Genomic DNA, 22,401 nt, shown 5'->3' on the forward strand with positions numbered 1-22,401 from the left:
TGGTGTCCCGTGCCCAGGCCGAGGGCCTGCAGCTGACCGGGGAGGGCGGGTTGCTCCAGCAGCTGACGAAGCGGCTGCTGGAGTCCGCCCTGGAGCACGGCATGTGCTGCCCCCTTTCGCCGACACGGCCATGGAGGATGCGCGTACCACGTGGGCCCTCCTGCGCGACGGTTGGCTTGCTGTTGCTCACGGCACATCCATGGGCTCGTAGAGCACATCGGTTCTGAGAATTGTTTTCGTGCCCTCAAGAATCGGGGCCGAGTCGTGAAGCGTCCGATGCCAGAAGAGGAGCGCATCGCCCGGTTCGGGGCGGTGGATGCTCAATATCTCCTCAGGCTTTGCGGGCCGGGGCCAGTCCGAGAAGTCGCGTTGCGCAAAGGGAATATCGTTCTGCTTGTCGGCGATGAACCGCGTTTCTCCGCCCACTGCCTCATACGACAGGTAGACGACGACCGTCAGGAGAGTTCGCCTTCCGTCAGGGGCAAAATAGGGTGAATCGTAGTGCGGGACAAGAAGTCCTCCGTGTTCGTACGTGATGAAGCGCATACGCGGATTGACGGCCGCCGGCTTCCAGGGTCTTCCGTCTGAATCCGTCGGATCATCCGATCCCACTTCAAACGACAGAAACTTCTGTAGCCTGCGGTAGAACTCTGCCGCCAAAGCTCTGGAGTCAGCCGTGGCACGGAGATGGCCGACCGGATCTCCCTCTGTATAGTTGGCGGCAATGCCGTCTCGGCCCACCGGCACAAAGCGCTGGGCAGCCAGTTCGGCCGCAAATACCTGCACTTCAGCCGGAGTGAGGAAGTGGCTAATCACCCTGGCATCGACGTTTGGGAGCTCCGACTCGATCGGGGCCCATGAGTCATCGGCAGATATTCGACTCAACGTTTCTTCGGAGAGCTCAAAGGGATTTACCGGCATTTCGAACATGCTCACTTCTCCGTCCTGAGGTCATCGTCGATACCACCGTCGCTGTGGACCCAACCGCCCGGAACAGTCGCGGGCAGCACATTGAGGCGAATGGCGGGACTGCTGGCCACGTACTTGTGCGCGTTGAATCCGTGGAGGGACTCGCGGCCCGTGAAGTCGATGCCTGCAGGGAGCGGGGACCGCTGGGCGGTTATCGTCATGATGACGAGATTAGGTCGTGGTGAACCCCGAAGCAAGCGGGACGTACCCAACGCGGCGGAAGGGGCCGGGAGGCGGGGCGGGGACGGCTCATGGGACTACCGATGCGCGGTAGGCCAGCGAGCCGGACAACGGCCTGGCCTCCGGTATCGCCGACCGGCAGCGCCTCAACGAGCGTTCTATCCTGGCCACCTCGCATTTTGCGGCGGGACAGGGGAGCAGCATGGTCAACGGGCGGATCCGCACCGAGTGGGTGGAGACGGTGTCTCAGGACGGCATGCACCTAATGGAGACACGCTTGGAGGTGCGGGTTCCTGCGTCTGAGGGTCGCAAGTTCGTCACCTGCGCGCTGACCTGGAGGACGTACGTGGTGAGGGACGGTGTTGCCTGTCGGGACTTGTCCTACAAACTCGGCCGCGACCTGGGCAGTCCGGGCAACTACGACTTCGAGATCCTTTCCGCGACGGGGTGCCCTCCGATCCGGAACTCCTTCGGGAGCAACAGCGTGCCGGCCGAGCTGCGCGACGACCCTCGCTTCGATGCGCATCAGGGGCTTGACGATGGCGAATACACCGTCCGGATCGCGACGGGAATGACGACCAGCTGGACGAGCGGGACGGGACAGACCATCGAGCTCCCTGTCCCGGGCCACCAGCTCGCATTCACCGTGGTGGGATCCGCACCGCAGGAGGTACGCGCGAGGACCGCCGGCCCGTGGGCTGCGCGGCCCTCCGTGGAGATACCTGTGGTCGATTGGCGCAACCAGTCCACAGCGGAGGCGGCATGGGAGGCATACCTGCACGGGAACAGAATCCATCTGGATGCTTACGGAATCTTCTCCCCACAACACCTGATGAGGCTTCAGCGCGATACCGCTCTGGAGATTCTCCGGAGCAAGGGCTACGACGTCCCGTGGCCCCCGCGACCCGCCAAGACGCTGCACACCTGGCTGGGCGACTGGGGAGGAGCATGGGTGCCGGCCGACGTGCTCGCGGCCCTTCACACCGTGCCGGACGACACCGCACAACTCGCATGGCATCAGGGAGCCAAGGAATCCCTGAACATCGCATGGGATATGCACCGCCTGTGGACCACCGACGTGTTTTGACCAGGCCCGCGCTCCCTCCACGACCAGGATGCCCCGGTCAATCGTGATCAGGAGCGACCATGGGCACTTGGGACGTCGGCCCGCTGACTACACCCCGGAGCCGCTCGGCCGACGCGACGACGTACGCACAGCTGTCACTCAAGCTTGCCCCGAAGCTGACCTCTCGGACCCAGCCTGGGGCGAGCTTTCCGGCCCGACTTGGTCCGTCGAACTCAACATCGGGTCGGAAGATCCGGTGGGCTCGATCATGCTCGACCTCCGGGGCTCCGGCGGCGGCGTGCTGACTGACGTCCTCGCGGCGTGCCGCCTGTACCACCTGGGAGGGCGCGACCAGCCGGCCTGTGGGAGGCGGAGTGGGATCCGGCCGGCAGAGCGCCCCCTGGCACAAGGCGGCCACGCCTGCCAGGCCGCCCAGGACCGTCAGGACGAAGTCCGCCTGAACCAGACCCAGGTGACCCGCCCGCCAGCGTGCTGGGCACCGGAGCCTCAGGGTGGGCTACCTGGACTCGCTGCTCCACAGGCGCTCAGAGCGGATCGACTTCGACCTGCTTGTCACGATCGGGGCCGACTCAGCGGTTGACTCCGTCCTGAGCAGGGCGCTCCTGACGAAGGACTGACCGCTTCGGGTGGGATTCCTGGTTCCGATGGCGGCAGACGAGGCGCCATCTCTACGCTCGAACAACACGGGACCGGCTGCGGCCGGCGAAGGGCGAACTGGTGCGGGCGAGTACGTGCTCACGGAAGGCAAGCTGGTACGGGACCGGATTCCTCAGATCATCCGCGCGGACGGCGCCGAGCCGGAGACCTACGTGGCCGGCCCGGCCGAGTACCGGCAGCGGCTCCGCGCAAAGCTCGCCGAGGAAGTCGCGGAGTACATGGAGGCGGACGAGACCCACGCCCCCGAGGAGCTCGCGGATGTCCTCAAGGTCGCCTTCGCGCTCGCGGCCGACCTCGGGGTGGATCCCGCTCAGCTGGAGAAGCTCCGGGCAACCAAGGCCGCGGAGCGGGGCGGGTTCTCGGAGCGCATCGTCTGGACCGGCAACCGCTGACCTGCGGTGCCGGTTCCGCAACACCTCTAGAGCTCGGGCTTGGCCGGCATGATGTGGCTCACCCCGGGCAGGGACAGCCCGGCCGCCCTCACGGCGATGGGCCGGCAGGGGCCACTGGTGGGAGCCGACCAGCGGGCCCGCCTGCGTCTCGGGCAGGTCGTCTTTCACGGCTCCCACGATCGCGGGGTGCGGCGACCGCCAGGCCGCCAGGCCGCCAGGGAGCAGTGGCTGGCCGAGGGTCGAGCGGCAGGGAACTGGCCCGGCACCCGAGGTGCACAGCACCTCCAAGCGCAGGCCCCGATCCGTACCGGGCGGCACGAGCGTCCGTAAGCTGTCAGCGGCGTGCGGCCCACTCCGCCCGCCGACCGGCCAGGGCCCCACTGCGACCCCCGGTGATCACCCGGTGCCTGCCAGGAACCCGTCAGCGTCTGAGAGACCGCTGACACGCAAGCGGCATCCCCGACAAGGCCGCGCCCAGGAGTGACGGCCCCCGGGGGCACGACGGTACCGTGCCCAGCGCCCTCGGCCGGCGCAACGAGACCGCGCAACCGACAGCGGCCCTACGAGAGCGGCCGCGAGTACCCAGGCTGATCCCGGTGTTCGGCCCGAGGCGGTCCCGCACGCGGCTTCGGCCCCAACTCCCCTTCGAAAAAACGTAGTTGAAGCATCGATGCGAACGAGTACCCTGATCATGAATCGTTCGGGGATCAACAAGTTCTCCGGACACACGATGCCATCGAGCGAACGGGGGACATTCTCGTATGTCCAAGAACATCGCGGCACGCGCCGCCGCAGCCGCCGGCAGCCTCGCCCTGGCCGCCACCGGAGTCTTCGTGGGCGCGGGTACGGCCTCCGCCGGCTCCAGCGGGCAGCAAATCGCCTACACGGACCACGCGACGCCCGGCTACCGGCACTCGATCGAGCTCTACGGATACAACCAGAACGGCGAGGAGAGCCTCGGCTGTTTCAACATCAACTCGGGCAGCACCACCTACATCTCCGGCTGGTGGTGGCGGGGCGACCTCACGGTCAAGGCATACAACAGCTACAACTGCCAGAACAACTACAGCTGGGGAACCCACGTCAACGTCCCGTACTCCCAGAGCGGCGACTGGACCTACGTCACCGGCTACTAGGCCAGTGCGACCTGGCCACGAAGGGCGTGGGTCACGTGTGATCCACGGGTAGCAGCGCGAGATCGCACCGCGTGCGGCCCTGCCGGCCGGCCTGCGGGGCGGCGCCGCTGGCGGTGCTGGCCCAGCGCAGATCCGGTCGGCAGCCGGTTCGGCGGGCCGGGCAGAGCGCGGTTGGCTTTGCAGGCGTGTCTCTGACCTGACCAGCCCGCAGTACGAGCGCAGCCGCCGTGCCGGAACGTTCCTGCCGCCTCAGTCCTCGTCCGTGGCGACGACGACCACGGCTCGCCCACTGCCGATTCCCACCACGGCCGCGTCAAAGGTGGCCTCGGTGACCGGTGTCCACGTAACGTTGCCCAGGGCCGCCTCCCGGTAGGCGGCATGGCCGTTGGCACGCCAGTCGGCGTCCGGCCCCAACAGCTCCGCCAGCCCACCGGCGATGGCCTCGGCCAGGCGGCGCATCGCCCCGCCGGCACCACCGCCGCGGTAAGCGAGGGGGCGAACCAGCGTGGCTGTCGTCCAGGACAGCACCTCGTCCGCGGGAATCCGCCTGGCCAGCGCGGCTTCCATCTGGTCCGGGGAGCGCGGGCCGCCGTGCCCGTGGTCGCAACGGCCGCAGTCCGGAGCAAGCAGTCCCGTGGGCGCCAGGACGTCCCAGCACAGCTGTCCGTGGCTGCGGCCGTCGTCGGGACCGAGGTGGACGATCCGGTCCGCGTACTCGCCCCACTCCGCCAGCCACATGCCGAGGTCGGCATCAGATCCCAGATCGTATGCCGGGGGCTTCTCGAACGACAGCTTCACGGTTCTCCTTCGACCAGGTCGTCTCTTCCCGATCTTGCCCGACCCGCGCCGATGCACGGCACCGAACGACGCCGACTTGACCGGCAGGACCCGAAAGAGACGACCTACCGCCCGGCGGCCGGGCCGGGCAGCGGCCTGCCCTCGCAGGAGGCGTCCCCGGCCGGCATCCGGCCGTCGACGAGGAAGCCCTCGACGTACGCGTCCACGCAGGGGTTGTGCGACTGGTAGACGCCGTGGTCGCCGCCGCCGACGGTGATCAGCCGGGATCCGGCCGTCCCCCGGTGGGCCCTCAGCGCACCCTCGCGGTAAGTGGCCGGGTCGTGCAGTGAGTTGAGCATCATGACCGGCGGCAGCCCGCGCCCGGTGACCTCCACCCGGGGCGCCCGGGAGCGCGGCCAGGCGGCGCAGACCGAGGCGAAGGTCAGCTCACGGGCCCCGGCCATCGGGTACGCGGCGCTGTCCGCCGCGCTCCGGCGCACCCAGTAGGCGCTCCGTCGCGGACCACCGCTAGCCCGCCGACCCGGGTCGTGATGCCCGCCGGCCCGCGTCGGGCCGAAGCGAGCACGCTGGCCGGTCGACCGAGGGTGTCGCCCTGCTCCACCTCGATCGCGACCATCTGCGCCCCTGTCGTGTCGAGCAGGTGGGCGGCCAGGCAGCCGGTGCTGTTGGCGTTGGCGACGTCCTCGTCGACACCGATCGCCGGCGCGAACATCCGCGCCGCACCCGGCCGGTCGCCCACCGGCGCTACGTACACGAAACAGCCGAGGAGCCCGTACCGCCAGCACGCCGCTGCCAGCCTGCCGAGATGTGGGCGGAATCGGAGCAGCGCCGACCGGTCGTGGACCGGTACCAGCATGCGTGGTGCGCCGGGCGCGGCGATCCGTGGCGCGTCGGTCGGATGCGGATCGTCCGCCGTGAGTCCGAGCGCGGCGACGATTGCGGCGCGCTCGTCCGGTGCCGGGTGACGCAGCGCGACGAGGCCCTGGTCGAACCGCACCTCGACGTCGGCGGGGCGGCGGATCGCGGCGGTGCCGAACGTGCGCCCGCCGGCGTGCTGGCGGTCGTTCAGCTCGCCCAGCGCGGTGCGGGTCAACCGGACGGCCTGCGCGGCAACGGTGCCGTGACCGCAGCCGGACAGTTCGGCGGTGGCGGTGAAGAACCGGACTGAGCGGCCACCGTCCGGCGTCCGCCCCGGGCCGAGGAACGCCGCGTGCGAGGTGCCGGCCGCAGCAGCGACCGCACGCCGATCCGCGTCCGTCGCCGCCGGGTCGTCGTCGGTGACGGCCGTCGGGCTACCGCCCCGGCCGTCGCGCCGCACGCACGCACGCACGCACGCATCAACCACCGTGACATCCGGCCAGGACATCGGTCAGTCGATGCCTTCGACGATGCGGAAGTCGCGCTCGACGCCGTCGGAGAGGGCGACCAGCGCCTCCTGGTAGGCCGCACTCTCGCGCGCCGCGACGGCCTGCTCGAAGCTGTCGAACTCGACCACGACGGTGCGCTCGGCGATTCCGGCGTCATGCGCCACGACCCGACCGCCACGGACGATGGTCCGGCCGCCCTCGGACTCGACGGCCAGGCGGGCCAGCTTGTTGTAAGCGGCCAGCTTCTCAGGATCTGCAATGGTGCGGTAGACGCTGACCCAGTAGCCCTTGGGCATGGAACCTCCAGTGTTGGGATGAGTGCATCCGACTTACGGGTTGGTCTCGGACGAGTGTCGACGGGCGAGCGCGAGCAGTGCGCCGGCCTGGTCGGTGCACTGCGGTTCCAGCAGGGCTGTCTGCGACATCGGCTCTCCCGTCGAGTTCGTTTCGAAATCAGAAACGCCGGGATGGATGCTAGTGTTTCGAATAACGAAACGCAAGGAGGGGCCATGCCGACACCGCGCCCAGGAACACCGGTTCGTGGATCGACGACCGGCCGTCCCCTCATGGCCGCGATGGACCTGTTCGGCCGTCGGTGGGCGCTGCGAATTCTCTGGGAACTGCGTGCGGGTCCGCTCGGCGCCCGCGCGCTGCTGGCACGGTGCGAAGGGCTGTCATCCAGCGTCCTCTACCAGCGGCTCCGCGAACTCGCATCGAGCGGGATCATCGCCCCCTCGGCCGACGGCTACGAGCTCACTCGGCTGGGGACAGCACTCCGTGATGCCCTTCGTCCGCTCGACGAATGGGCGACCACCTGGGCGCAGGAGCGCGAACACAACGATCAGGAGCCCGCGGAGACGTGAAGGTCACCTCCGACCAGGTGAAGCGGTGATGTGACGGCCGCCGACTCGGGACACGGCCTCACGCGGCCTGCGAGAGAGCCTCGCTCGCTGGCCCGTCGCCGCGCAGAGGGGTGAAGGCGACGCCCAGGCGTTGCGGGGGTCTCCGTCTGCCGAGATGGCCGCCGCCCTGGACGCGGCGCGGCACGGGGACGGCCCGCCGTCACCGCCGGCCCCTCGCCGCCCGGTACGGCGTCAGCACCCGCACCGCAGAACGCCTCCTCGCCAAAGCCCGTGACCACATCGGCCGGCCCCACAGGCAGCGGGGCGCAGCAGCGGGCCGGGGGCACCTGCCTCCGGGCCTGCACATAACCTCGACGTTTACTGCCTTCGGCTCGTCAAGGTGACACTGGATTAAGAGCGACCGAGGATAGGTCCGAGGGTTGCGGAAGCCCAGGGATCTCAGAGGGCGTTAAGTCCGTTTCTGATATTGGCCGTGTCCGGGTTGTTCGAGGAGCCCTTGGCGGACGAGTCGGCCCAGGCGGGAGCGGGTGACGTTGATCGAGGGCTCGTCGGTGGGCAAGCCAAGGTGTTCGTACAGATCGCGGACGCGGAACACCTTCCCGGGGTACTCGTTGAAGGCGGTCACGATGCGCTGGTAGACGGTGGCGCTCTGCGCGGCGCGCAGCCCGCACCGCTCCACCGCCTGGTCCAGGAGGGCGATGCCGGCCTCGTTGTCGTGCGCGGAGGCGGGCAAGACCACCACGCCGGTGCTCAGGCCCAAACGTCCACGGCGAGCCCGCGTTTCCTGCCGGGCGTCTTCTTGTTCGCGTCCAGTCCCGTCGTCGTCTTCGGCACCCCGGCCGCCACGCGGACGGACTGGGTGTCGGTGATCACCAGGGACGGGTCCTCTAATCGTCTGGCCCGCTCCCGCACCTGGCAGCGCAGGATCTCCTGGATCCGTTGGTCAAGGCCGTCCTGGCACCACAGGGTGAAGTAGTAGAACACCGGAGACCAGGCCGGGAGGTCGTGCGGCAGGAGCCTCCACTGACAGCCCGTCCGGTTCTGGAAGAGCAGCGCGTTCACGACCTCGCGCAGGTCGCAGGAGCCCGGCCCCCGGTCGTCGACCGCGCCACCCGCTCCTGCTTCCACGCGGTGACCAGCGGCTCGATCAACGACCACTGCTCGTCGGACAAGTCAGTTGCGAACGGCATCCGTTCCATGCCCGCGACCCCATCATGCACACGACATGACATGAGGACGGAACTGTCCCATCACCCACGAACGGGCGGCATCAGACCATCCCGAACGGGACTTAACGCCCTCTCGGCATGAATATGCCGATCAGTTGGGCCGCACGACGACCAGTACCACGAACGAGCGATCATGAACCGAGAGGGAAGGGACGTAGCGCCCTTTCAGGGGCTGTTGCGGCGCGGAAGGCGCTGGGGCTCACGCCCCGATGGCGTTTGAAGGCGGCGCTGAAGCCGAAGGCATCGGCGTAGCCGACAGACTTGGCGATCAGAGCGATGGAGGAGTCGGTGTCGGACAGGAGTGCCTCGGCCTCGTCCATACGGCATTCGGTGAGGTAGGTCAGCGGCGGGCGACCCATCACCTCGGTGAAGCGTTTGGCGAACAGCGCTCGGGAGACACCGGATTCGGTGGCGAGCGCCTCTACCGTCCATCCCTTGGAGGGCCGGGCGTGGAAGGCTTCGAGGGCGGGGGCGAGGACCGGGTCGGCCAGGCCGCGGTACCAGTCGGGGGCTTCCGAACCCGCCCGGTCGAACCAGGTACGCAGCGTACACACCAGGGCCCAGTCCAGCAGTCGGTCCATCAGAGCCTGGGAGCCGGCCGAGCGCAGGGCGGCGTCGGCCGCGGCCGTCTCCAGCCAGGCGCAGACCTCTGTGCCCTCGTTGATCACGAGTACGGGCGGCAACGCGCGGAGCAGTCGTTCATGGCGATGGCCCGAGGCGCGGTAGGCGCCCACGATCAGTGCGGTTACTCCGTCCGGTTCGTTGCCCCAGCGGATGCCGCCGAGGTCTTGGGCAGTGCATTCGGCATCCGCTGCGAAGCACGCGATTTCGTACTCGATGTGTGGGCGGTCGAGGGTGGCCGGCTGGTCTACGAGGTGAAATGTGTCGGGGCTGCGCACGATGGCCGTGTCGCCGACGCCGACCGCTTGTTCGGCACCGTCGGGCAGCAGCAGGATGCCACCGCCCCGCAACACGCTGACCATCGTGAGCGGGGCGCCGTCGGCGAAGCGGATGGTCCAGGGCGCTTCCAGCACGGCGTGGCTGACGACCGAGCCCTCGGCCCGGATGCCACTGAGCAGCGCACTCAAAGGGTCCACGGATGTCATCGTAGACGAACTCCTATGCAGCGGAGCGTTTCTCCCATGGATCATCTAATTGATCACGGGTGTACTGGACTGGTCGAACTGACCGAGACCAGCCAGGAGAAACCGTGTCGCACCGCAGCAGCGCTGCCAGGACCGCCCTTGTCGTCATCGCACACCATCGGGCCGATTCCCTCACCGCGCACACCGCCCGCCGTACCGCCGCGCGACTCGAGACCGCCGGATACCGCGTCGACCTGCTCGACCTGCACGCCGAAGGGTTCGACCCGCGGATGAACGTGGCGGACCAGCCTGACTGGGCCAACCGGGAGAAGCCGTACTCGGACGAAGTCCAGGCCCATATGCAGCGTGTTCTCGACGCCGATGTCGTCGTCGCTGTGTTCCCCGTGTACTGGCAGAGCGTGCCCGCCCTCCTCAAGGGCTGGATCGATCGCGTGTGGAACTACGGATTCGCCTACGGCCGCAGCAAGCCCCGCCTAGCGGGCAAGCGCATGCTGTGGCTGGGCCTGGCCGGCGCCACCTCCGACGACCCCATCACAGAGGGAATGCAGACCGTGCTGGAGACCAACCTGAGCGAGGGCATCGCCTACTACTGCGGATTCTCCTACTCCTCAGTCGCCCTGCTCCCCGACGCCGAGGAGCGCCCGCAGCGCATTGATGCCGAGGGCAATCTGCTGGTCGGCGACGCGGTTGCGGGAGCCGAGCGCGAGGCGCAGTACGCCGAGTTCGACCGCCGCGCGCGGAAGGCCGTGGAAGGGTTCCTTACGGCGGAACTGGTGGCGGCCTGATGACGGGCGCAGGATCCCGCGCTGCCAGGTGCTACTCAGCCCCAACCTGATCGACACGACGGCCCGCATCGACGAAGCGGCGATGCGGGCCGGACGGGGCTCTCTACCAGAAACGGACTTAACGACCTCTCATGGCGATGGAAATGCTCTACTGGTCCTCGCCTGTCATGCCGGACGATCTTCTCTGCGCCATCAGCGCGGGCGCACTCCGTCGATGACGAGTGTCAGCAGGCGGTCGGTTTCGGCCGCGCCGTCACTGTCGTGTTCGGTGGCCAGCGCAATGGCTCCGACAAGTTTGAGCAGCTGGGTGATGGTGACCTCGGGGCGTACGGCGTGCGCTTGGTGAGCGCGCGCGAGTAGTTCGCTGCCGGCGTTCACGATGAGCGTGTGGCAGGTGTCCCCGAGCGTCGGATCGCCGGCACCAGGCATCAGAGCTGCCCCCAGGCCCTTGTTGGTTACGGCGTGTGCCCCGAGGGCGTGAAGCCAGGTGACGAGCGCGGCTTCCCGGTCAGGCTCGGTCGCGAGGTCGCGCGCCTTGGCGCAGAGGGTCTCCACCCGGTCTCTGAAGACGGCCTCCAACAGCGCCTGCCGGGATGGGAAGTGCCGGTGCAGTGTGGCTGAGCCGACCCCGGCATGGCGCGCGATCTCCTCCAAGGAGGCTTCAACGCCGTGCTGGGCAATGGCGGCCCCGGCGGCGGCCAGGATCCGTTCATAGTTGCGCCGCGCGACGGCGCGCATGGGACGCCTGGGCGAGGACGGCACGGTCGCGTCTTGGGACACGGGAGCTCCTGACGGCTTGCTAACCGGGGTGGTCCTCCATATCGTATCGAGCGTTAACCGGAGGGCCACCCCATTTATGGGTGTGCCCCTCCCCGGTGTGTGCGACATGCAGGAGAAACAGTGGAACCAACGGACAAGACCGTCGTCGTGACGGGCGCGACCGGCCTGCAGGGCCGGGCAGTGACCAGGCATCTGCTCGACGGTGGCTGGCAGGTGCGCGCCCTCACGCGCAATCCGGACGGCGCGCCGGCCAAGGCCCTGGCGAGCACCGGCGCGCAGATCGTACGCGCGGAGATGGAGGACATCTCCTCTCTCGTCGACGCTGCCGAAGGCGCCTACGGGCTGTTCAGCGTCCAGCCCACGGTGGGTTCACCCGGTACGGAGGCGGGCTTCTCCGCCGAGGACGAGGTCCGCTGGGGAATGAACATCGCCGAGGCCGCCCGAACCGCCGGCATCAGGCACCTTGTCTTCAGCTCGGTCGCTGGCGCGGACCGCCACGGCCGTGAGGCATTGCCCCGGAACCTGATCAGCAAGTGGCAGATCGAGCAGCACCTCGCGAAGCTCGGCCTGCCCGCCACGATTGTGCGGCCGGTGTCCTTCATGGAGAACTACACCGGTGAATACGCCCTGCAAGGCGGCAACCTGGTCTCAGGTATCGCCCCCGACGTTCCGCTGCAGATCACGGCCGTGAACGACGTCGGCTTCGTTACCGCCCTGGCCTTCTCCCAGCCCCAGGAGTGGATTGGGCGAGCCATGGCCTTGGTCGGCGACGAACTGACTCCGGTACAGATCGCCGCGCACATCGAGACGGCAATCGGGCGTCCGCTTCCGTACGCCCAGATCCCGATAGAAACGATCCGCGCCGTCAACGAGCAGTTCGCGTTCGCCCACGAGTGGCTGAACGAACGCGGTTACCGCGCCGACATCACCGCTATGCGGCGGATCCACCCCGCCGCGATGGACTTCCGCACCTGGCTGGAGCGAACCGGTGCAGCCCAGATCACGGCATTCCTGAACGCCCAGGATGCAGAGGGACAGGGCGCGTGAGCGGTGACAGGCCCCACCTTGGACGTATCGGCATCTGGGCCGTCGAACTCGACGACTGCACGGCTGCCAGTGTCCGCGAGGCCGTGACCACGATCGAGGAGCTCGGCTTCGGCGCCTTGTGGTTCCCCGAGACAGCGGGGCGGGAAGCGATGGCGCAGGCCGGGATCCTGCTGTCGCAGACCCGCCGGATCGTGGTGGCAGCCGGCAGCACGGACATCTACGCGCGCGACCCGGTGACGACCGCCGCCGCACAGCGCACCCTTGAGGAGGCATTCCCCGGACGCTTCCTGCTCGGTCTGTGGGACAGCCACCCCAGCCTCGCCGAAGATATCCGCGGCCACCGCTTCGGCCCCCCGCTGCCCACCATGCGCGCCTACCTCGACGCGCTGGACACCGCCCCGTTCGGGCCGCCAGCCACGGGCCCCTCGCCCCACCGTGTGCTCACGGCCCTGGACCCCGGCATGCTCGCACTCGCCGCCGAACGAGCCTGGGGCGCAAACCCGTTGGGCATGCCGGTCGAACACACCCGCAACTCCAGAGCAGTGCTCGGACCCACCGGGCTCCTGGCCGTCACCCAGCTGTGCGTGCTGGGCCCGGACCGCTCGCACACCGCCGCGCTGGCTCGCACCACGGCAGCAGCTGCCCTGCCCAACCGTCGCACCCTGCTTCCAGACCTGGGGTACGAGAACGTGGACTCGCTCGACGACCGACTCGTCGACGCGCTCGTGGCCCACGGCACCGCCGAGGATATCGCCCGCCGCGTCCATGAGCACCTTGACGCGGGGGCCGACCACGTCAGCCTCCACCTCCGCACCACCACGCCCCACACCCCGCCCACACAGCAGTGGAAGCAACTCGCAGTACACCTGCTGCCCTGACCCGGCCCGGGAACGTGGCGAACAGGCGCGGCTCTGCTGTTCTCGCCGCCCTGTTCGCCGAGCAAGCCGAGGAGATGCCTTGCCCTCCGTCCGTCATCTCTCTTTGAGCCTCTCTGGGAACAGTTCTCGGTTCTCCTGCCCGAGCGACCCGAGTTCGACCCCACGCATCCGCTGGGCTGCCACCGCCGACGCGTTCCAGACAGGATGGTGTTCGGACTGGTTGTCGAAGCGCTGGTACACGGCTCCGGATACGAACGAGTCGCCACCGCCGACTGCTCGGACTGGACCATCCGCAACAGGCTCAGAGAGTGGAGCAACCTGGGACTGGCACACGAACTGCACCGCATCGCGCTGACCGCCTACGACAAGATGATCGGACTGGAGCTGTCCGAGCTGTCCGTCGACGGCTTTCACACCAAGGCCCCGTGCAAGGGGGACAAGGCAGGGCCGTCGCCAGTCGACCGGGCCAAGCAAGGGCTCAAGCGTTCCACCCTGGTCGACGGCGGCGGGATACCGCTCGGCCTCGCCTCAGCCAGCGCCAACCGGCACGACTCGGTCCTGCTCGAACCGACCATAGAAGCCGCCAAACACCAGGTCGGGAACCTACCCACCAATGCCACCGTGCATCTCGATTCGGCCTACGACGGCAAGCCCAGCCGCCGGATCCTCGACGACCACGGCCTCATCGGCGAGATCGCACGCAAGGGCGTGCCCGCTCCGATCCAAGTCGGCATGCGCTGGGTAGTTGAACGCACCCAATCCTGGATGAACGGCTACGGCAAGATCCGCCGCTGCTTCGAACGCGATGGCCGAATAGTCGACTTCTACCTCTACCTCGCCGCCGCGTTCGTCACCGTGCGCGCCTTAATTCGACGTGCAAGAAAGCTCTACCGGTGGCCGAGCCGCCCAACTGCACGTCGCCTGAGATGACGCCTAACCTCGGTCGCCCTTATAACCGGATTCATCCTTTCGGGGTCTCCCGGTGCGGGAGCAGGCCGGGAGTCTGTGGTGATCAGTAGCGTGCGGAAAGCCGTCACTCGCACGGCATGTCCGCGTCGCCCGGCGCGTCCCCCTGCTCTGGAGATGTCCCCATGAATATTGATGGCCAGCTGCCCCCGATCGGGGTGGAGATCCCGTGCTCCGGCTACGCCGTGGACGTGCCGCTGAAGATCGACGCGATCGGTATGGTCCAGCTCGACTTCAAGGGCGGCATCAGGGTCCGCATCGAGTCGAACCTCAACAACGATCTCGGCGGAAGACGACTGAAGATCATCGGTGAGGAGTACAGCGCCGACCACCCGGAGCTCGGCAGGTCACGCTCTCGCAGGCCGACATCGACGTCACACCGCTCAGCCTGCTGGAAGTCATCTCGAACACGCCGCCGAGGTACAAGAACACCCTGTTCCACGACTTCACCCTCACCATCGACAAGTTCCCGGGCTCCAACGGGCCGATGACGCTGTCCAACACCAGGACGCTGGCCACCCTTGGCAACCTCACGGTGTTCCCCCCGCAGGGCGATGTCTACCAGCTGCAGCAGCCGATCGACTTCGCCCCCGTCGGCGACCCGGGCAAGGTCGTCGCGCAGCTCACGGCCCTTCCGATGACCATGTCCCACAACCCCTGAGAGGTCGTTTTCCTCCAATGTTTCATCCCAGGATGGGGCGTTTGGTGGTCTTCGTTGGGTCGCGCCAGGAGACGGTGTTCTCACCGGTGAGACGGCGGGCCATGAGATCGGTCATCGCGAGGTTGACCAGGGCTTCGGAGCGGGTGGGCGGGGTCTCGTAGTCGCGGGTCAGGCGCCGTTGGAGCATGAGCCAGCCGTAGGTCCGCTCGACTGCCCACCGTTTCGGGATCGGGGTGAAACCCCTGCTCCCGGGCTTGCGGGTGGTGATCTCCAGCCGCGCAGGCCGGTCGGCCATGCCAGCGTCACGCGCAGGCCTCACCGTCCTTGTCATGACCACGGCTCTGACGGCCGCCCTGGCCACGATCGGCTCTCCGGCCTCCGCCGCCGAGTGCGGTGTCCGTTCCGACGGCCGGCTGCACTGCGGCAACCGGGCCGGGGACAAGGGCTACGCGGACCGCTCCTACCGCTCGGCGACCCGCGGCACGCTCGTGGGCACGTTCAGCTGGTTCCAGTGCTGGGGTCACGGCGACCCGCACCTGGGGACTCCGGCAAGCACAAGTGCCACGGCCTGCTCGTGATCGCCCTCACCGACGACAAGGGCCGACTGGTCTGGGTGAGCGCGGTGAGGCCCGGACGCACCTCGGAGATCACCGCCTGCCGCCACGACGGACTCACCGCCCACCTGCGCGCGGCCGGCCTCGGCGCGATCGCCGACCTGGGCTTCGTCGGCCTCGACGACAGCGGCCCGGACGCCGATCCGGCGGTGATCACCGGCTACAAGGCCGCCCGCAACAAGCCCCTGACCAGGGGCCAGAAGCTGTCGAATAGAGCGCTGGCCGCGGTCCGGGCCCCGGTCGAGCACGGCTTCGCGCACCTGAAGAACTGGCGCGTCCTCGGCAAGGTCCGCACCGACCCGAAATGGGCGACCGCGCTGGTGCGGGCCCTGCTCGTCCTGACGAACCGGGAAGTCGTCCGCTGACCGGCGATCTACACCGATCGTTCTGGCTCTCGCCTGGGCCTGCCACGGGCGGCGTCGCCCTTGCCTGGGGCAGGGAGGGCGCGGGTTCAGACGTAGGTCCTGCGCCACTGGTCGGCCGCGCCGAGAAGGGTCATGCCGGCGGAGGTGTAGGCCTGCATGGCGCCGGTGTTGTGGGTGTCCACGTCGACGCCGACCGTGCGGTGGCCGCGGGCGTGGAGGAGGCTGAATGCGGTGGTGAGGAGTTGGGCGCCGAGGCCGTGGCGGCGGTGGGCGGGGTGGACGCCGAACCAGGCGATCCAGGCACGGTCGACGGGGTCGCGGGCGATGAGGGCGCCGGCGGGGACGCTGTCGAGTTCGGCGAGGAGCCACAAGTCGGGGTTGTAGCCCTCGCGTCGGCGCTGGGCCTGGTGGAAGTCCTCGAAGTCCGGGTGGGGGTGCTCCGGGTCGCCGGTGAAGGCCTCGTTCAGCACGGAGTGGACGGTGCGGAGGTCGGTCTCGTTCCGGGCCGCGCGCACCGTGGGCGCCCTGGATGCCGGGTGGTCGGGGAGGCCGAGGGAGTCCAGAGCGACGGTGAGACGGCTGCTGCTGTGGACGATGGCCCAGCCGCGGCTGAGGAGCTGGTCGTGGGGCTGGCAACCCGGAAGCTGATAGAGCGTCACTGACATGTCGTGGGTGGGGAGATCGTGGGCGGCCCAGGCGTCGAGACGGTCCAGGAGCGCGGCGGTGACGGCAGGCGCGTCCGGGCACGGGGCGATGACCAGCTGGGCGCGCAGCTCGCCCGGCTGGGGCGCGGGGTGGAGGGCGGCGAAGCCGAGGAGACTGCCGTCGGGGGCCGACGCGGCCCACGTGCGGGTGGCCAGGTCGAGGCCGGGGGCGGCCAGCATGCTGCGCACCACCGCCGGCCCGCTCTCGCGGCGGCCGACCGTCGCCTCCTCGTCCCGGCCGAGCAACTCGGTGAGGGCGTCGACGTCCGCGGGGGATACGGCTCTCCAGTCCATCCTCGCACTGTCGCAGGACGAGGCGATGGGGGCCAGCGGATTTAGGCGGCGCCGCGGCAGTCCTCACAAACGGGGAAGTCGCCCGCTGACCGACGATCTCCACCGAAGTCACCCGCCCGTCACCAGCATGAGTACCCCGGAGCCGACGCACACCAGGCCCGTGACCTGCTACTTCACGACGCACACCACTCACTGCCTGAAGATGTGCGATCCCTCCGAAGGCAGCTGGGGCCGGCTCGCCCGCGAACTGCGGGCGGTCGGCATGACCGAGGCCGCTGATCGGCTCCTGGCCGCCGACGTCCTGACCAGCCCGCCACCCGAGCTGGGCGCGGCCGCCGTCACCGCCTGCGGCCAGCTCGTCCGCGCAGCGGCCGCTCGGCCCGAACCGGCCATGCACCGACATCAGCATTCGCTGCCGTCCACGAGCTCCTGCCGTGTCCCAGCCCGTGCCGTTGAGGAGCCGCTTGTCCGGGGGGCTGACGGGGGCGTGTCGGTCTTCAGGGAGAGCCGTTGTCATGGTGTGAGTGAATGCGACGACCTCGACGACGGGGAATGGGCCGTGATCCGCGTGCTGTTGCCGCGCTGCGGACCCGGTGGGCCGGACTACCGGCCTATCGTCAACGGCATCCTGTGGCAGCAGCGAGGCGGACGGCGCTGGCACGACCTGCCCACCCGCTACGGGCCATGGCACCGCTGCGCCGAACGACTGCGCCTGTGGCAGACGGACGACACCTGGCACAACATCCTCACCTACTTGGCCGCCAGCCGCCCGCTGCCCCGCCACACCGACCAGAGCGAGACGCCGAAACCTTCCCTCACGCGGGAGGCGATCGATGACTGGAACAGCCCCTGGCTTCCCTAACCGCTACCGCTACCAGGCCGCCGGCAGCCCTTCTCGCAGGGGCTCCGCTCAGCGCGCGCCTACCCTTCACCGAGTCTTCGTCGCGCTCCACGCGATGCCACGGGCGCTCACCCTCGCGGCCCCGCCTGCACCGCACAGCCGCTCACGCAGCCGTATCAGGTGGGATAGGCCCGCCACTTCCTTGAACCGGTCGAGCAGAAGGCCGATACGGCGGTCATCGCCCGCCCGCCACGGCGACGGCGATGGCGTCGACAAGCTCCTCGGGGTCCTCAGGCATGCGGAGAGTCTTCACCGATACCAACCGATCCATCCCCGCCCCCGACCAACAGGCAGCCGGCGCACCCACACAAAGTGGGCTACGGCCCTCACATCTCCCCCGCTGTGGAGCCGCCCCATGGGGATTGCGCCCACACCGCTCTAAAACGGCCGCGCACGCCACAGAGCCAGCGGGCCGGTCAAGCAGGTGCCGTCGGCCGCGGCTGCTGACGGTGACGTGTGACGGCGGCCGATGCCCGGCCGACAGCACCCCGAGGGAGGAGAGGCCGACGCGGCAGGCGGGACCCCTCCCCATCCCACCCGATCCGGCGTTCACACGCACGCCCGAACCCACCCCACGCCCGCCAGAACCACCCGCACAGACCCCTATACCGGCCCCGCTGGCCAGCGCAGTGAGCACAGGACCACAGCCCTGCCAGGACGGGGACACCGAAGCGCCCGGGCGCTGAACCACACGGGTGGTGGGGCGGCCCGGTGTTACTGCCGCCAGAGCGCTCTGGTCACCGGGCCTCGCCCGCGCACGCCCTATCGACGCGGACTGAACCGACCATAACCACGCCCAGCAGCCCGCTGGCCTCACAAGCACCGCATTCGGCATCCCGCGTGACATCCGCAGGCGAGAGTTGACGCCCAACGCTGACACCAGCGGCCAACCGAGCCGACCGCACTACGCTGCCGCCGCGGCCCTGACCGTCACGCATCAGGGGAGCAGCGCGATCGTGCGACCACTCCAGCCACACAGGTCTTGACGTGGTCTCAAAAAATTTGGAGAAGAAGGCGTTTGAAGGAGGAAGGCCGGGTTAGACGCGAGACAACGGAAAGCGCCGCCATGCATGGGGCGCTCCCGGAGCAGGCCCCGCTGCATGCCGCCCCCTTCCCTCCTGGCGTCATGCAGAAGGCCCGCCCGCACGACGGGCTGCCGCCCGGATCCGTACGGCACCCGGACACCCCCGCCTCCGGCCCCCTCCCCGGCCGGAACCGGGGGCCGTCCGGCGAACCCCTGGCAGCGGCGCTCATACCGCCGCCCCCGGGCACGGACCCGACGGCAGCAGCCCGGCACACCCACCCGGTCATCCAGCGCGGTCAACCGCGTGCGGCGCCCCGGCACGACCGCGCGAAGGAGCAGCGGTACGGGGCCGCCGCGCGATGCGGGCGGGTCACAGCGGCGGGACCGTCTCGATGGTGAACAGCTCCCCGGCACCCGTGATCTTCAACAGGCGCGTGAACTGCTCCCGGGGCGCGGCGAGGTAGAGGTTCTGGCTGCTTTCGGTGGCGGCGGTGCGGGCGGCCAGGAGGGCGTTGAGTCCCGAGGAGTCGCAGAAGGACAGGTGCTGCAGATCGACCACGACGTCGAGAGGAAGCCCTTTGCCTGACAGGAGCAGGCGGGGAAGGCCGGCATCGCGACGTTCGTGATGCGCCAGCACGAATACCTCGTCGCCGTGAAAGCCGAGAACGACCTCTTGACCTGCCACACCCTGCACTGGGCCGACGAGATCCGCGACCCCCGCAAAGAGATCGACTCCCTGCCCGGCAAGGCCAAGGCCTCGCAGAAGGAACTGGCCATGGCGCGCCAGCTCATCGACGCGCTGGCCATGGAGTGGAGGCCGGAGGAGTTCCACGACACGTTCCAGGAGAAGGTCGCCGCCCTCATCAGCGCAGACGAGGCACGAGCAGTGATGGTGCTCCTGGGGCTCCTCGATGACACCGCCCAGAGCGAGGAGATCCGCCGGGCCGCGGGCGAGATGCGGTTCCGGATCGGCTCACGCCTCGCCTGACCCTCACGCGCCGGCCTGTTGCACTCGACTTCTGCGTGAGAGCACGGCCTGCCGTGACCCGGCAGGCGCGCCCCAGCTCAAGCCCCGGCTCCCGGATTGACTGACTCGGCGGTGCGGCGGTATTCGGCGTTGAGGCGCTGGGCTTCCTCGAGCTGGTCTTCGAGCGCGATCCGTAGTGGATGACATGACGGCCGTTCCAGGCGCCCGGGCAGGTGCCGGGACGGGCGAGGCCGCCGGACCGGCCGATCAGGGTTGGGCCACGACCGGTCCGGCAGGCATCGGTACACCGGTAGGCGGGACGGTCGAGCAGATCGCGCAGGAGGCCCGCGACGGCAACGACGTCAGCATGCACGCGCTACCAGTTTTGAGCTGAGGACGAGACCCGCGGGCGCGGGCGGGCCGTTCGCCAGCCGCAAGGGTGTCAGATCACCGATTCGGCCCAGCGGCCGTGACGGGCTGGCTGCTCTGGCGGTTATGGGCTGCGTCGTCCGTGCTGTCTTCCCCCAAACCCATGAGCGCAAGGAGATTTTGATGTTCCGTATCGCCAAGGCCGTAGCCCTTACCGCCGCCACCGGCGCCGTCCTGGCAGGCGGGGCCGGCATGGCCGCCGCCGACGCCACCGCCGAAGGCGCCGCCATCGGCTCCCCCGGCGTCCTGTCCGGCAACGTCGTCCAGGTCCCCATCCACATCCCCGTCAACGTCTGCGGCAACACCATCAACGTCGTCGGCATCCTCAACCCCGCCTTCGGCAACACCTGCATCAACGCCAGCGGACACAAGGACGGCCACTACAAGGGCCAGCAGCACGGCGAATACTGACAAACACCAGACCCTGGACCCGTCGCACTTCCCGCAGTCACTCCAGAGCGCCGTGTGAACCAGCCGCAGCGCACAGCCCGGTACCGATCGGCCTCCCCCACGTCGTCCAAGGGCAGGCCGGCTCCCGTACCGGGCTGTGCGCTGGAGTTTCGGCGATGAAAACGAAACGGCTCCGCCCCCGGGGAGGGGGAGCCTTGCGGGCCTACACAGCAGGAGCTACACCGCGGCCGTCACCAACCGCGCCCGCGGCGATGTGGAGCCGGAACCCGAGTGAGCAGCTGGGGCTCAGTCTCTTCCTTGTCCCTATCAGAGAGGACTGGAAGGACCCGATACGTCGAAGGTATGCCGTCCCCATTTGAGCGAAGCGATCCCATATCCCTCGTCCCCGGGCCTCGGCTCCCCTACGGTCGATCACGTTGGTCCGCGCAAGCCAGGGGGTGGGACATGAGCGCATCCGCTGCTGCTGCCCGACCTGTGCTTCGCGAGTACGAGAAGAGCATCGCGAAGGTACGTGAGCGGGTCCATCCGGTGTTGTGGTCGTTCTCCGGCTGTGGTCTATCGGTGGCAGATTCAGCTGGACTGTTCCTGCGTGCGCGAGTACTACACCCGGGATGATCAAAGGCCTCCGAGTGAGCGTGCGATTCGCGATGGGTATGGCAATACGCTGCCGACCGGGCAGATGCTGTGCGTTCACGACGATGCCCTGGAAGCCGAGTACCGTCAGGTGACCGGATGGCGCAGCCGCCGGGAGGTTGCCTCTCCTGCCGACCCCCTGGAGCCGCCTGACTATCTCGACGCGGATGTCTGGTCGCTCCTTCGCCACAATGAGCCGTACAGCACCGCGTACTGGACGGTCAGCCTGGACTGCGGGCACGTCGATGAAGCTGTAGCAACGGCAATTGGCTGGCAACCCGGTGACGGGGCTGTCCTGACCGATCCGGCTCGAGCGCGGCAGATGTCTGCCGAGTACGAGGACCTGTGGGCTGCGAACCCGGATCTCGTATCGGAGCGGGAGCGCGGGCACACCGCCGCATGCTGGCCGCTGCCTCGTCCGGAAAGACTCTGCTACACCTGCCCTCACACCCGCTGGATCGTTGCGTACCAGCGGGTCGGCTGGCTGGTCCCGCGTAGTGCCGACCACGTTGAGCAGCTGGCACCAGTAGGGCCTTCCCGGGCGGAGCTGGAGCGCCGCCTGCGGAGGGCCGAGTCCCAGCCGGAACACCTCCGAACGCAGCTGGCCCAGCGGGAGGAGTAGCTGGACTGAACCGGCCAGGAGCCCAGGTCGCTCATGTCGGAGAGCAGAGACATGCTGATCTCGGCCACCAGGTCGGGGCGGACCAGGCGCACGTCCAGGACGTCACGGCTCCCCCAGGTCGCGGCGAATGTGACGCCCTCCCAGGGGTGTCCGGGGTCGGCGGCCGTCAGGTGCTCGGCGACCAGGCGGGCCGCCTCCGTGTGCAGCGGGACGGTGCGGCCGACCGCACGCAGCCGGCCGTCCTGGTCTTAGGGGTTGTCGTCAAAGTGTCAGGCCCACATCAGGATCGATGCGAGGGTGATGGCTGCCTTGTAGGACTGGGCGGTCTTGTCGTAGCGGGTGGCGATACCTCGCCACTGCTTGAGACGGTTGAAGCACCGTTCCACGACGTTGCGGTGCTTGTAGACCTCCTTGTCGAAGGCCGGAGGGCGGCCGCCGAGCCTGCCCTTGCGGGCCCGGTTGCGGACCTGGTCGGCCCGCTCGGGGATGGTGTGCCTGATGCCGCGGCGCCGCAGCCAGGTGCGGATCGCCTTCGA

26 protein-coding genes and 5 pseudogenes are annotated in these 22,401 nt (G+C 68.8%); 16 read left to right on the forward strand and 15 right to left on the reverse strand.

The genetic code is table 11. From position 1 onward, the window contains the following. Positions 1-95 (forward strand): annotated as a pseudogene (locus AB0F18_RS30620) (transposase); the annotation flags it as partial. A gap of 91 nt (positions 96-186) precedes the next feature. Here AB0F18_RS30620 and AB0F18_RS30625 read toward each other — a convergent pair. Beyond that, positions 187-930, reverse strand: coding sequence for a 2OG-Fe(II) oxygenase (locus AB0F18_RS30625; protein ID WP_362066540.1), 744 nt, complete (start codon positions 928-930; stop codon positions 187-189). A gap of 2 nt (positions 931-932) precedes the next feature. Next, on the reverse strand, positions 933-1,130 hold the full coding sequence (locus tag AB0F18_RS30630; RefSeq protein ID WP_362066496.1) for a hypothetical protein: 198 nt from the start codon (positions 1,128-1,130) through the stop codon (positions 933-935). Between the two features lie 221 nt (positions 1,131-1,351). Between AB0F18_RS30630 and AB0F18_RS30635 the strand changes: the two genes are divergently transcribed. From AB0F18_RS30635 to AB0F18_RS30645, 3 genes are all read left to right on the forward strand, one after another. Beyond that, positions 1,352-2,236: a hypothetical protein gene (locus tag AB0F18_RS30635; RefSeq protein WP_362066498.1), complete on the forward strand. Its 885-nt coding sequence runs from the start codon at positions 1,352-1,354 to the stop codon at positions 2,234-2,236. Between the two features lie 731 nt (positions 2,237-2,967). Next, positions 2,968-3,285: a nucleoside triphosphate pyrophosphohydrolase gene (locus tag AB0F18_RS30640; protein WP_362066500.1), complete on the forward strand. Its 318-nt coding sequence runs from the start codon at positions 2,968-2,970 to the stop codon at positions 3,283-3,285. Between the two features lie 761 nt (positions 3,286-4,046). Then, entirely contained in the window at positions 4,047-4,421 is a 375-nt protein-coding gene (locus AB0F18_RS30645; RefSeq protein ID WP_362066502.1) for a hypothetical protein, read from the forward strand. Between the two features lie 249 nt (positions 4,422-4,670). On the opposite strand, the gene AB0F18_RS30650 is transcribed toward AB0F18_RS30645, so the two are convergent. The 4 genes from AB0F18_RS30650 to AB0F18_RS30665 form a co-directional block, all read right to left on the reverse strand. Next, positions 4,671-5,219, reverse strand: a complete 549-nt coding sequence (locus AB0F18_RS30650) for a hypothetical protein (RefSeq protein WP_362066504.1) — start codon at positions 5,217-5,219, stop codon at positions 4,671-4,673. 104 nt (positions 5,220-5,323) lie between these two features. Further along, positions 5,324-5,662 (reverse strand): alpha/beta hydrolase, encoded by a 339-nt coding sequence (locus tag AB0F18_RS30655; RefSeq protein ID WP_362066506.1) that lies wholly within the window; start codon positions 5,660-5,662, stop codon positions 5,324-5,326. Beyond that, on the reverse strand, positions 5,641-6,585 hold the full coding sequence (locus tag AB0F18_RS30660) for a PhzF family phenazine biosynthesis isomerase (protein ID WP_362066508.1): 945 nt from the start codon (positions 6,583-6,585) through the stop codon (positions 5,641-5,643). Before AB0F18_RS30660 ends, AB0F18_RS30655 begins: the two co-directional genes overlap by 22 nt. 3 nt (positions 6,586-6,588) lie before the next feature. After that, on the reverse strand, positions 6,589-6,882 hold the full coding sequence (locus AB0F18_RS30665) for a DUF1330 domain-containing protein (RefSeq protein WP_362066510.1): 294 nt from the start codon (positions 6,880-6,882) through the stop codon (positions 6,589-6,591). A 270-nt stretch (positions 6,883-7,152) separates the two neighbouring features. On the opposite strand from AB0F18_RS30665, the gene AB0F18_RS30670 reads away from it, so the two are divergent. Continuing rightward, positions 7,153-7,449: a helix-turn-helix domain-containing protein gene (locus AB0F18_RS30670; protein ID WP_079431375.1), complete on the forward strand. Its 297-nt coding sequence runs from the start codon at positions 7,153-7,155 to the stop codon at positions 7,447-7,449. Between the two features lie 448 nt (positions 7,450-7,897). Here the strand turns inward: AB0F18_RS30670 and AB0F18_RS30675 are convergent, their stop codons facing one another. The 3 genes and pseudogenes from AB0F18_RS30675 to AB0F18_RS30685 form a co-directional block, all read right to left on the reverse strand. Beyond that, positions 7,898-8,128: a type IV toxin-antitoxin system AbiEi family antitoxin domain-containing protein gene (locus AB0F18_RS30675; protein WP_362066542.1), complete on the reverse strand. Its 231-nt coding sequence runs from the start codon at positions 8,126-8,128 to the stop codon at positions 7,898-7,900. Continuing rightward, positions 8,108-8,648 (reverse strand): annotated as a pseudogene (locus tag AB0F18_RS30680) (transposase); the annotation flags it as partial. The pseudogene AB0F18_RS30680 and the gene AB0F18_RS30675, both read right to left, overlap by 21 nt. Positions 8,649-8,809: 161 nt before the next feature. Continuing rightward, a complete protein-coding gene (locus tag AB0F18_RS30685) occupies positions 8,810-9,784 on the reverse strand; it encodes an AraC family transcriptional regulator (protein WP_362066512.1) in 975 nt (324 codons plus the stop codon). Between the two features lie 104 nt (positions 9,785-9,888). Here AB0F18_RS30685 and AB0F18_RS30690 point away from each other — a divergent pair, with 104 nt between their 5' ends. Further along, a complete protein-coding gene (locus AB0F18_RS30690; protein WP_362066514.1) occupies positions 9,889-10,569 on the forward strand; it encodes an NAD(P)H oxidoreductase in 681 nt (226 codons plus the stop codon). Between the two features lie 192 nt (positions 10,570-10,761). On the opposite strand, the gene AB0F18_RS30695 is transcribed toward AB0F18_RS30690, so the two are convergent. Continuing rightward, positions 10,762-11,349 carry a helix-turn-helix domain-containing protein gene (locus tag AB0F18_RS30695; protein WP_362066516.1) on the reverse strand — a complete coding sequence of 196 codons (588 nt, stop codon included), beginning with the start codon at positions 11,347-11,349 and terminating at the stop codon, positions 10,762-10,764. A 120-nt stretch (positions 11,350-11,469) separates the two neighbouring features. On the opposite strand from AB0F18_RS30695, the gene AB0F18_RS30700 reads away from it, so the two are divergent. The 4 genes from AB0F18_RS30700 (at position 11,470) to AB0F18_RS30715 (ending at position 14,901) form a co-directional block, all read left to right on the forward strand. After that, complete coding sequence (locus tag AB0F18_RS30700) at positions 11,470-12,396, forward strand: NmrA/HSCARG family protein (protein WP_362066518.1); 927 nt, start codon at positions 11,470-11,472, stop codon at positions 12,394-12,396. Then, on the forward strand, positions 12,393-13,274 hold the full coding sequence (locus tag AB0F18_RS30705) for a TIGR03620 family F420-dependent LLM class oxidoreductase (RefSeq protein ID WP_362066520.1): 882 nt from the start codon (positions 12,393-12,395) through the stop codon (positions 13,272-13,274). The genes AB0F18_RS30700 and AB0F18_RS30705 overlap by 4 nt, the downstream gene beginning before the upstream one ends. A gap of 36 nt (positions 13,275-13,310) precedes the next feature. Continuing rightward, positions 13,311-14,204 carry an IS5 family transposase gene (locus AB0F18_RS30710; protein WP_362066544.1) on the forward strand — a complete coding sequence of 298 codons (894 nt, stop codon included), beginning with the start codon at positions 13,311-13,313 and terminating at the stop codon, positions 14,202-14,204. A gap of 523 nt (positions 14,205-14,727) precedes the next feature. Further along, positions 14,728-14,901: a hypothetical protein gene (locus AB0F18_RS30715; RefSeq protein ID WP_362066522.1), complete on the forward strand. Its 174-nt coding sequence runs from the start codon at positions 14,728-14,730 to the stop codon at positions 14,899-14,901. Positions 14,902-14,923: 22 nt separating this feature from the next. Here the strand turns inward: AB0F18_RS30715 and AB0F18_RS30720 are convergent. After that, positions 14,924-15,175 (reverse strand): annotated as a pseudogene (locus AB0F18_RS30720) (IS5/IS1182 family transposase); the annotation flags it as partial. 55 nt (positions 15,176-15,230) lie between these two features. Between AB0F18_RS30720 and AB0F18_RS30725 the strand changes: the two are divergent. Both AB0F18_RS30725 and AB0F18_RS30730 read left to right on the forward strand, forming a co-directional pair. Then, positions 15,231-15,479, forward strand: a complete 249-nt coding sequence (locus tag AB0F18_RS30725; protein WP_362066524.1) for a hypothetical protein — start codon at positions 15,231-15,233, stop codon at positions 15,477-15,479. Continuing rightward, positions 15,476-15,880: a transposase family protein gene (locus AB0F18_RS30730; RefSeq protein WP_362066526.1), complete on the forward strand. Its 405-nt coding sequence runs from the start codon at positions 15,476-15,478 to the stop codon at positions 15,878-15,880. Before AB0F18_RS30725 ends, AB0F18_RS30730 begins: the two co-directional genes overlap by 4 nt. Before the next feature lie 86 nt (positions 15,881-15,966). Here AB0F18_RS30730 and AB0F18_RS30735 read toward each other — a convergent pair whose 3' ends face one another. Then, positions 15,967-16,878 carry a GNAT family N-acetyltransferase gene (locus AB0F18_RS30735; protein WP_362066528.1) on the reverse strand — a complete coding sequence of 304 codons (912 nt, stop codon included), beginning with the start codon at positions 16,876-16,878 and terminating at the stop codon, positions 15,967-15,969. A gap of 160 nt (positions 16,879-17,038) precedes the next feature. On the opposite strand from AB0F18_RS30735, the gene AB0F18_RS30740 reads away from it, so the two are divergent. Then, positions 17,039-17,740, forward strand: coding sequence for a transposase (locus tag AB0F18_RS30740; RefSeq protein WP_362066530.1), 702 nt, complete (start codon positions 17,039-17,041; stop codon positions 17,738-17,740). A 1,433-nt stretch (positions 17,741-19,173) separates the two neighbouring features. Here AB0F18_RS30740 and AB0F18_RS30745 read toward each other — a convergent pair. Continuing rightward, positions 19,174-19,362 carry an STAS domain-containing protein gene (locus AB0F18_RS30745; protein WP_362066532.1) on the reverse strand — a complete coding sequence of 63 codons (189 nt, stop codon included), beginning with the start codon at positions 19,360-19,362 and terminating at the stop codon, positions 19,174-19,176. A gap of 45 nt (positions 19,363-19,407) precedes the next feature. Here AB0F18_RS30745 and AB0F18_RS30750 point away from each other — a divergent pair. Continuing rightward, positions 19,408-19,791: pseudogene (locus AB0F18_RS30750) on the forward strand (Ku protein); the annotation flags it as partial. Between the two features lie 77 nt (positions 19,792-19,868). On the opposite strand, the pseudogene AB0F18_RS30755 reads toward AB0F18_RS30750, so the two are convergent. After that, positions 19,869-19,961 (reverse strand): annotated as a pseudogene (locus AB0F18_RS30755) (MerR family transcriptional regulator); the annotation flags it as partial. A 361-nt stretch (positions 19,962-20,322) separates the two neighbouring features. On the opposite strand from AB0F18_RS30755, the gene AB0F18_RS30760 reads away from it, so the two are divergent. Beyond that, positions 20,323-20,610: a chaplin gene (locus AB0F18_RS30760; RefSeq protein WP_362066534.1), complete on the forward strand. Its 288-nt coding sequence runs from the start codon at positions 20,323-20,325 to the stop codon at positions 20,608-20,610. Between the two features lie 589 nt (positions 20,611-21,199). Continuing rightward, positions 21,200-21,865, forward strand: coding sequence for a hypothetical protein (locus tag AB0F18_RS30765; protein WP_362066536.1), 666 nt, complete (start codon positions 21,200-21,202; stop codon positions 21,863-21,865). A gap of 269 nt (positions 21,866-22,134) precedes the next feature. Here AB0F18_RS30765 and AB0F18_RS30770 read toward each other — a convergent pair. Beyond that, positions 22,135-22,401, reverse strand: a 267-nt coding sequence (locus AB0F18_RS30770) for a transposase (RefSeq protein ID WP_362066538.1), incomplete at its 5' end; no start/stop codon positions are given.

The sequence above is a fragment of the Streptomyces sp. NPDC029216 genome (assembly GCF_040648015.1).
Taxonomy (GTDB): domain Bacteria; phylum Actinomycetota; class Actinomycetes; order Streptomycetales; family Streptomycetaceae; genus Streptomyces.

Excerpts from the sequence above, each read along its gene's own strand:
- AB0F18_RS30760 (WP_362066534.1), top strand. The coding sequence starts at position 20,323 with ATGTTCCGTATCGCCAAGGCCGTAGCCCTTACCGCCGCCACCGGCGCC.
- AB0F18_RS30625 (WP_362066540.1), bottom strand. The coding sequence starts at position 930 with ATGTTCGAAATGCCGGTAAATCCCTTTGAGCTCTCCGAAGAAACGTTG.
- AB0F18_RS30655 (WP_362066506.1), bottom strand. The coding sequence starts at position 5,662 with ATGGCCGGGGCCCGTGAGCTGACCTTCGCCTCGGTCTGCGCCGCCTGG.
- AB0F18_RS30630 (WP_362066496.1), bottom strand. The coding sequence starts at position 1,130 with ATGACGATAACCGCCCAGCGGTCCCCGCTCCCTGCAGGCATCGACTTC.
- AB0F18_RS30665 (WP_362066510.1), bottom strand. The coding sequence starts at position 6,882 with ATGCCCAAGGGCTACTGGGTCAGCGTCTACCGCACCATTGCAGATCCT.
- AB0F18_RS30735 (WP_362066528.1), bottom strand. The coding sequence starts at position 16,878 with ATGGACTGGAGAGCCGTATCCCCCGCGGACGTCGACGCCCTCACCGAG.
- AB0F18_RS30715 (WP_362066522.1), top strand. The coding sequence starts at position 14,728 with ATGACGCTGTCCAACACCAGGACGCTGGCCACCCTTGGCAACCTCACG.
- AB0F18_RS30660 (WP_362066508.1), bottom strand. The coding sequence starts at position 6,585 with ATGTCCTGGCCGGATGTCACGGTGGTTGATGCGTGCGTGCGTGCGTGC.
- AB0F18_RS30635 (WP_362066498.1), top strand. The coding sequence starts at position 1,352 with ATGGTCAACGGGCGGATCCGCACCGAGTGGGTGGAGACGGTGTCTCAG.
- AB0F18_RS30685 (WP_362066512.1), bottom strand. The coding sequence starts at position 9,784 with ATGACATCCGTGGACCCTTTGAGTGCGCTGCTCAGTGGCATCCGGGCC.
- AB0F18_RS30725 (WP_362066524.1), top strand. The coding sequence starts at position 15,231 with ATGACCACGGCTCTGACGGCCGCCCTGGCCACGATCGGCTCTCCGGCC.
- AB0F18_RS30645 (WP_362066502.1), top strand. The coding sequence starts at position 4,047 with ATGTCCAAGAACATCGCGGCACGCGCCGCCGCAGCCGCCGGCAGCCTC.
- AB0F18_RS30670 (WP_079431375.1), top strand. The coding sequence starts at position 7,153 with ATGGCCGCGATGGACCTGTTCGGCCGTCGGTGGGCGCTGCGAATTCTC.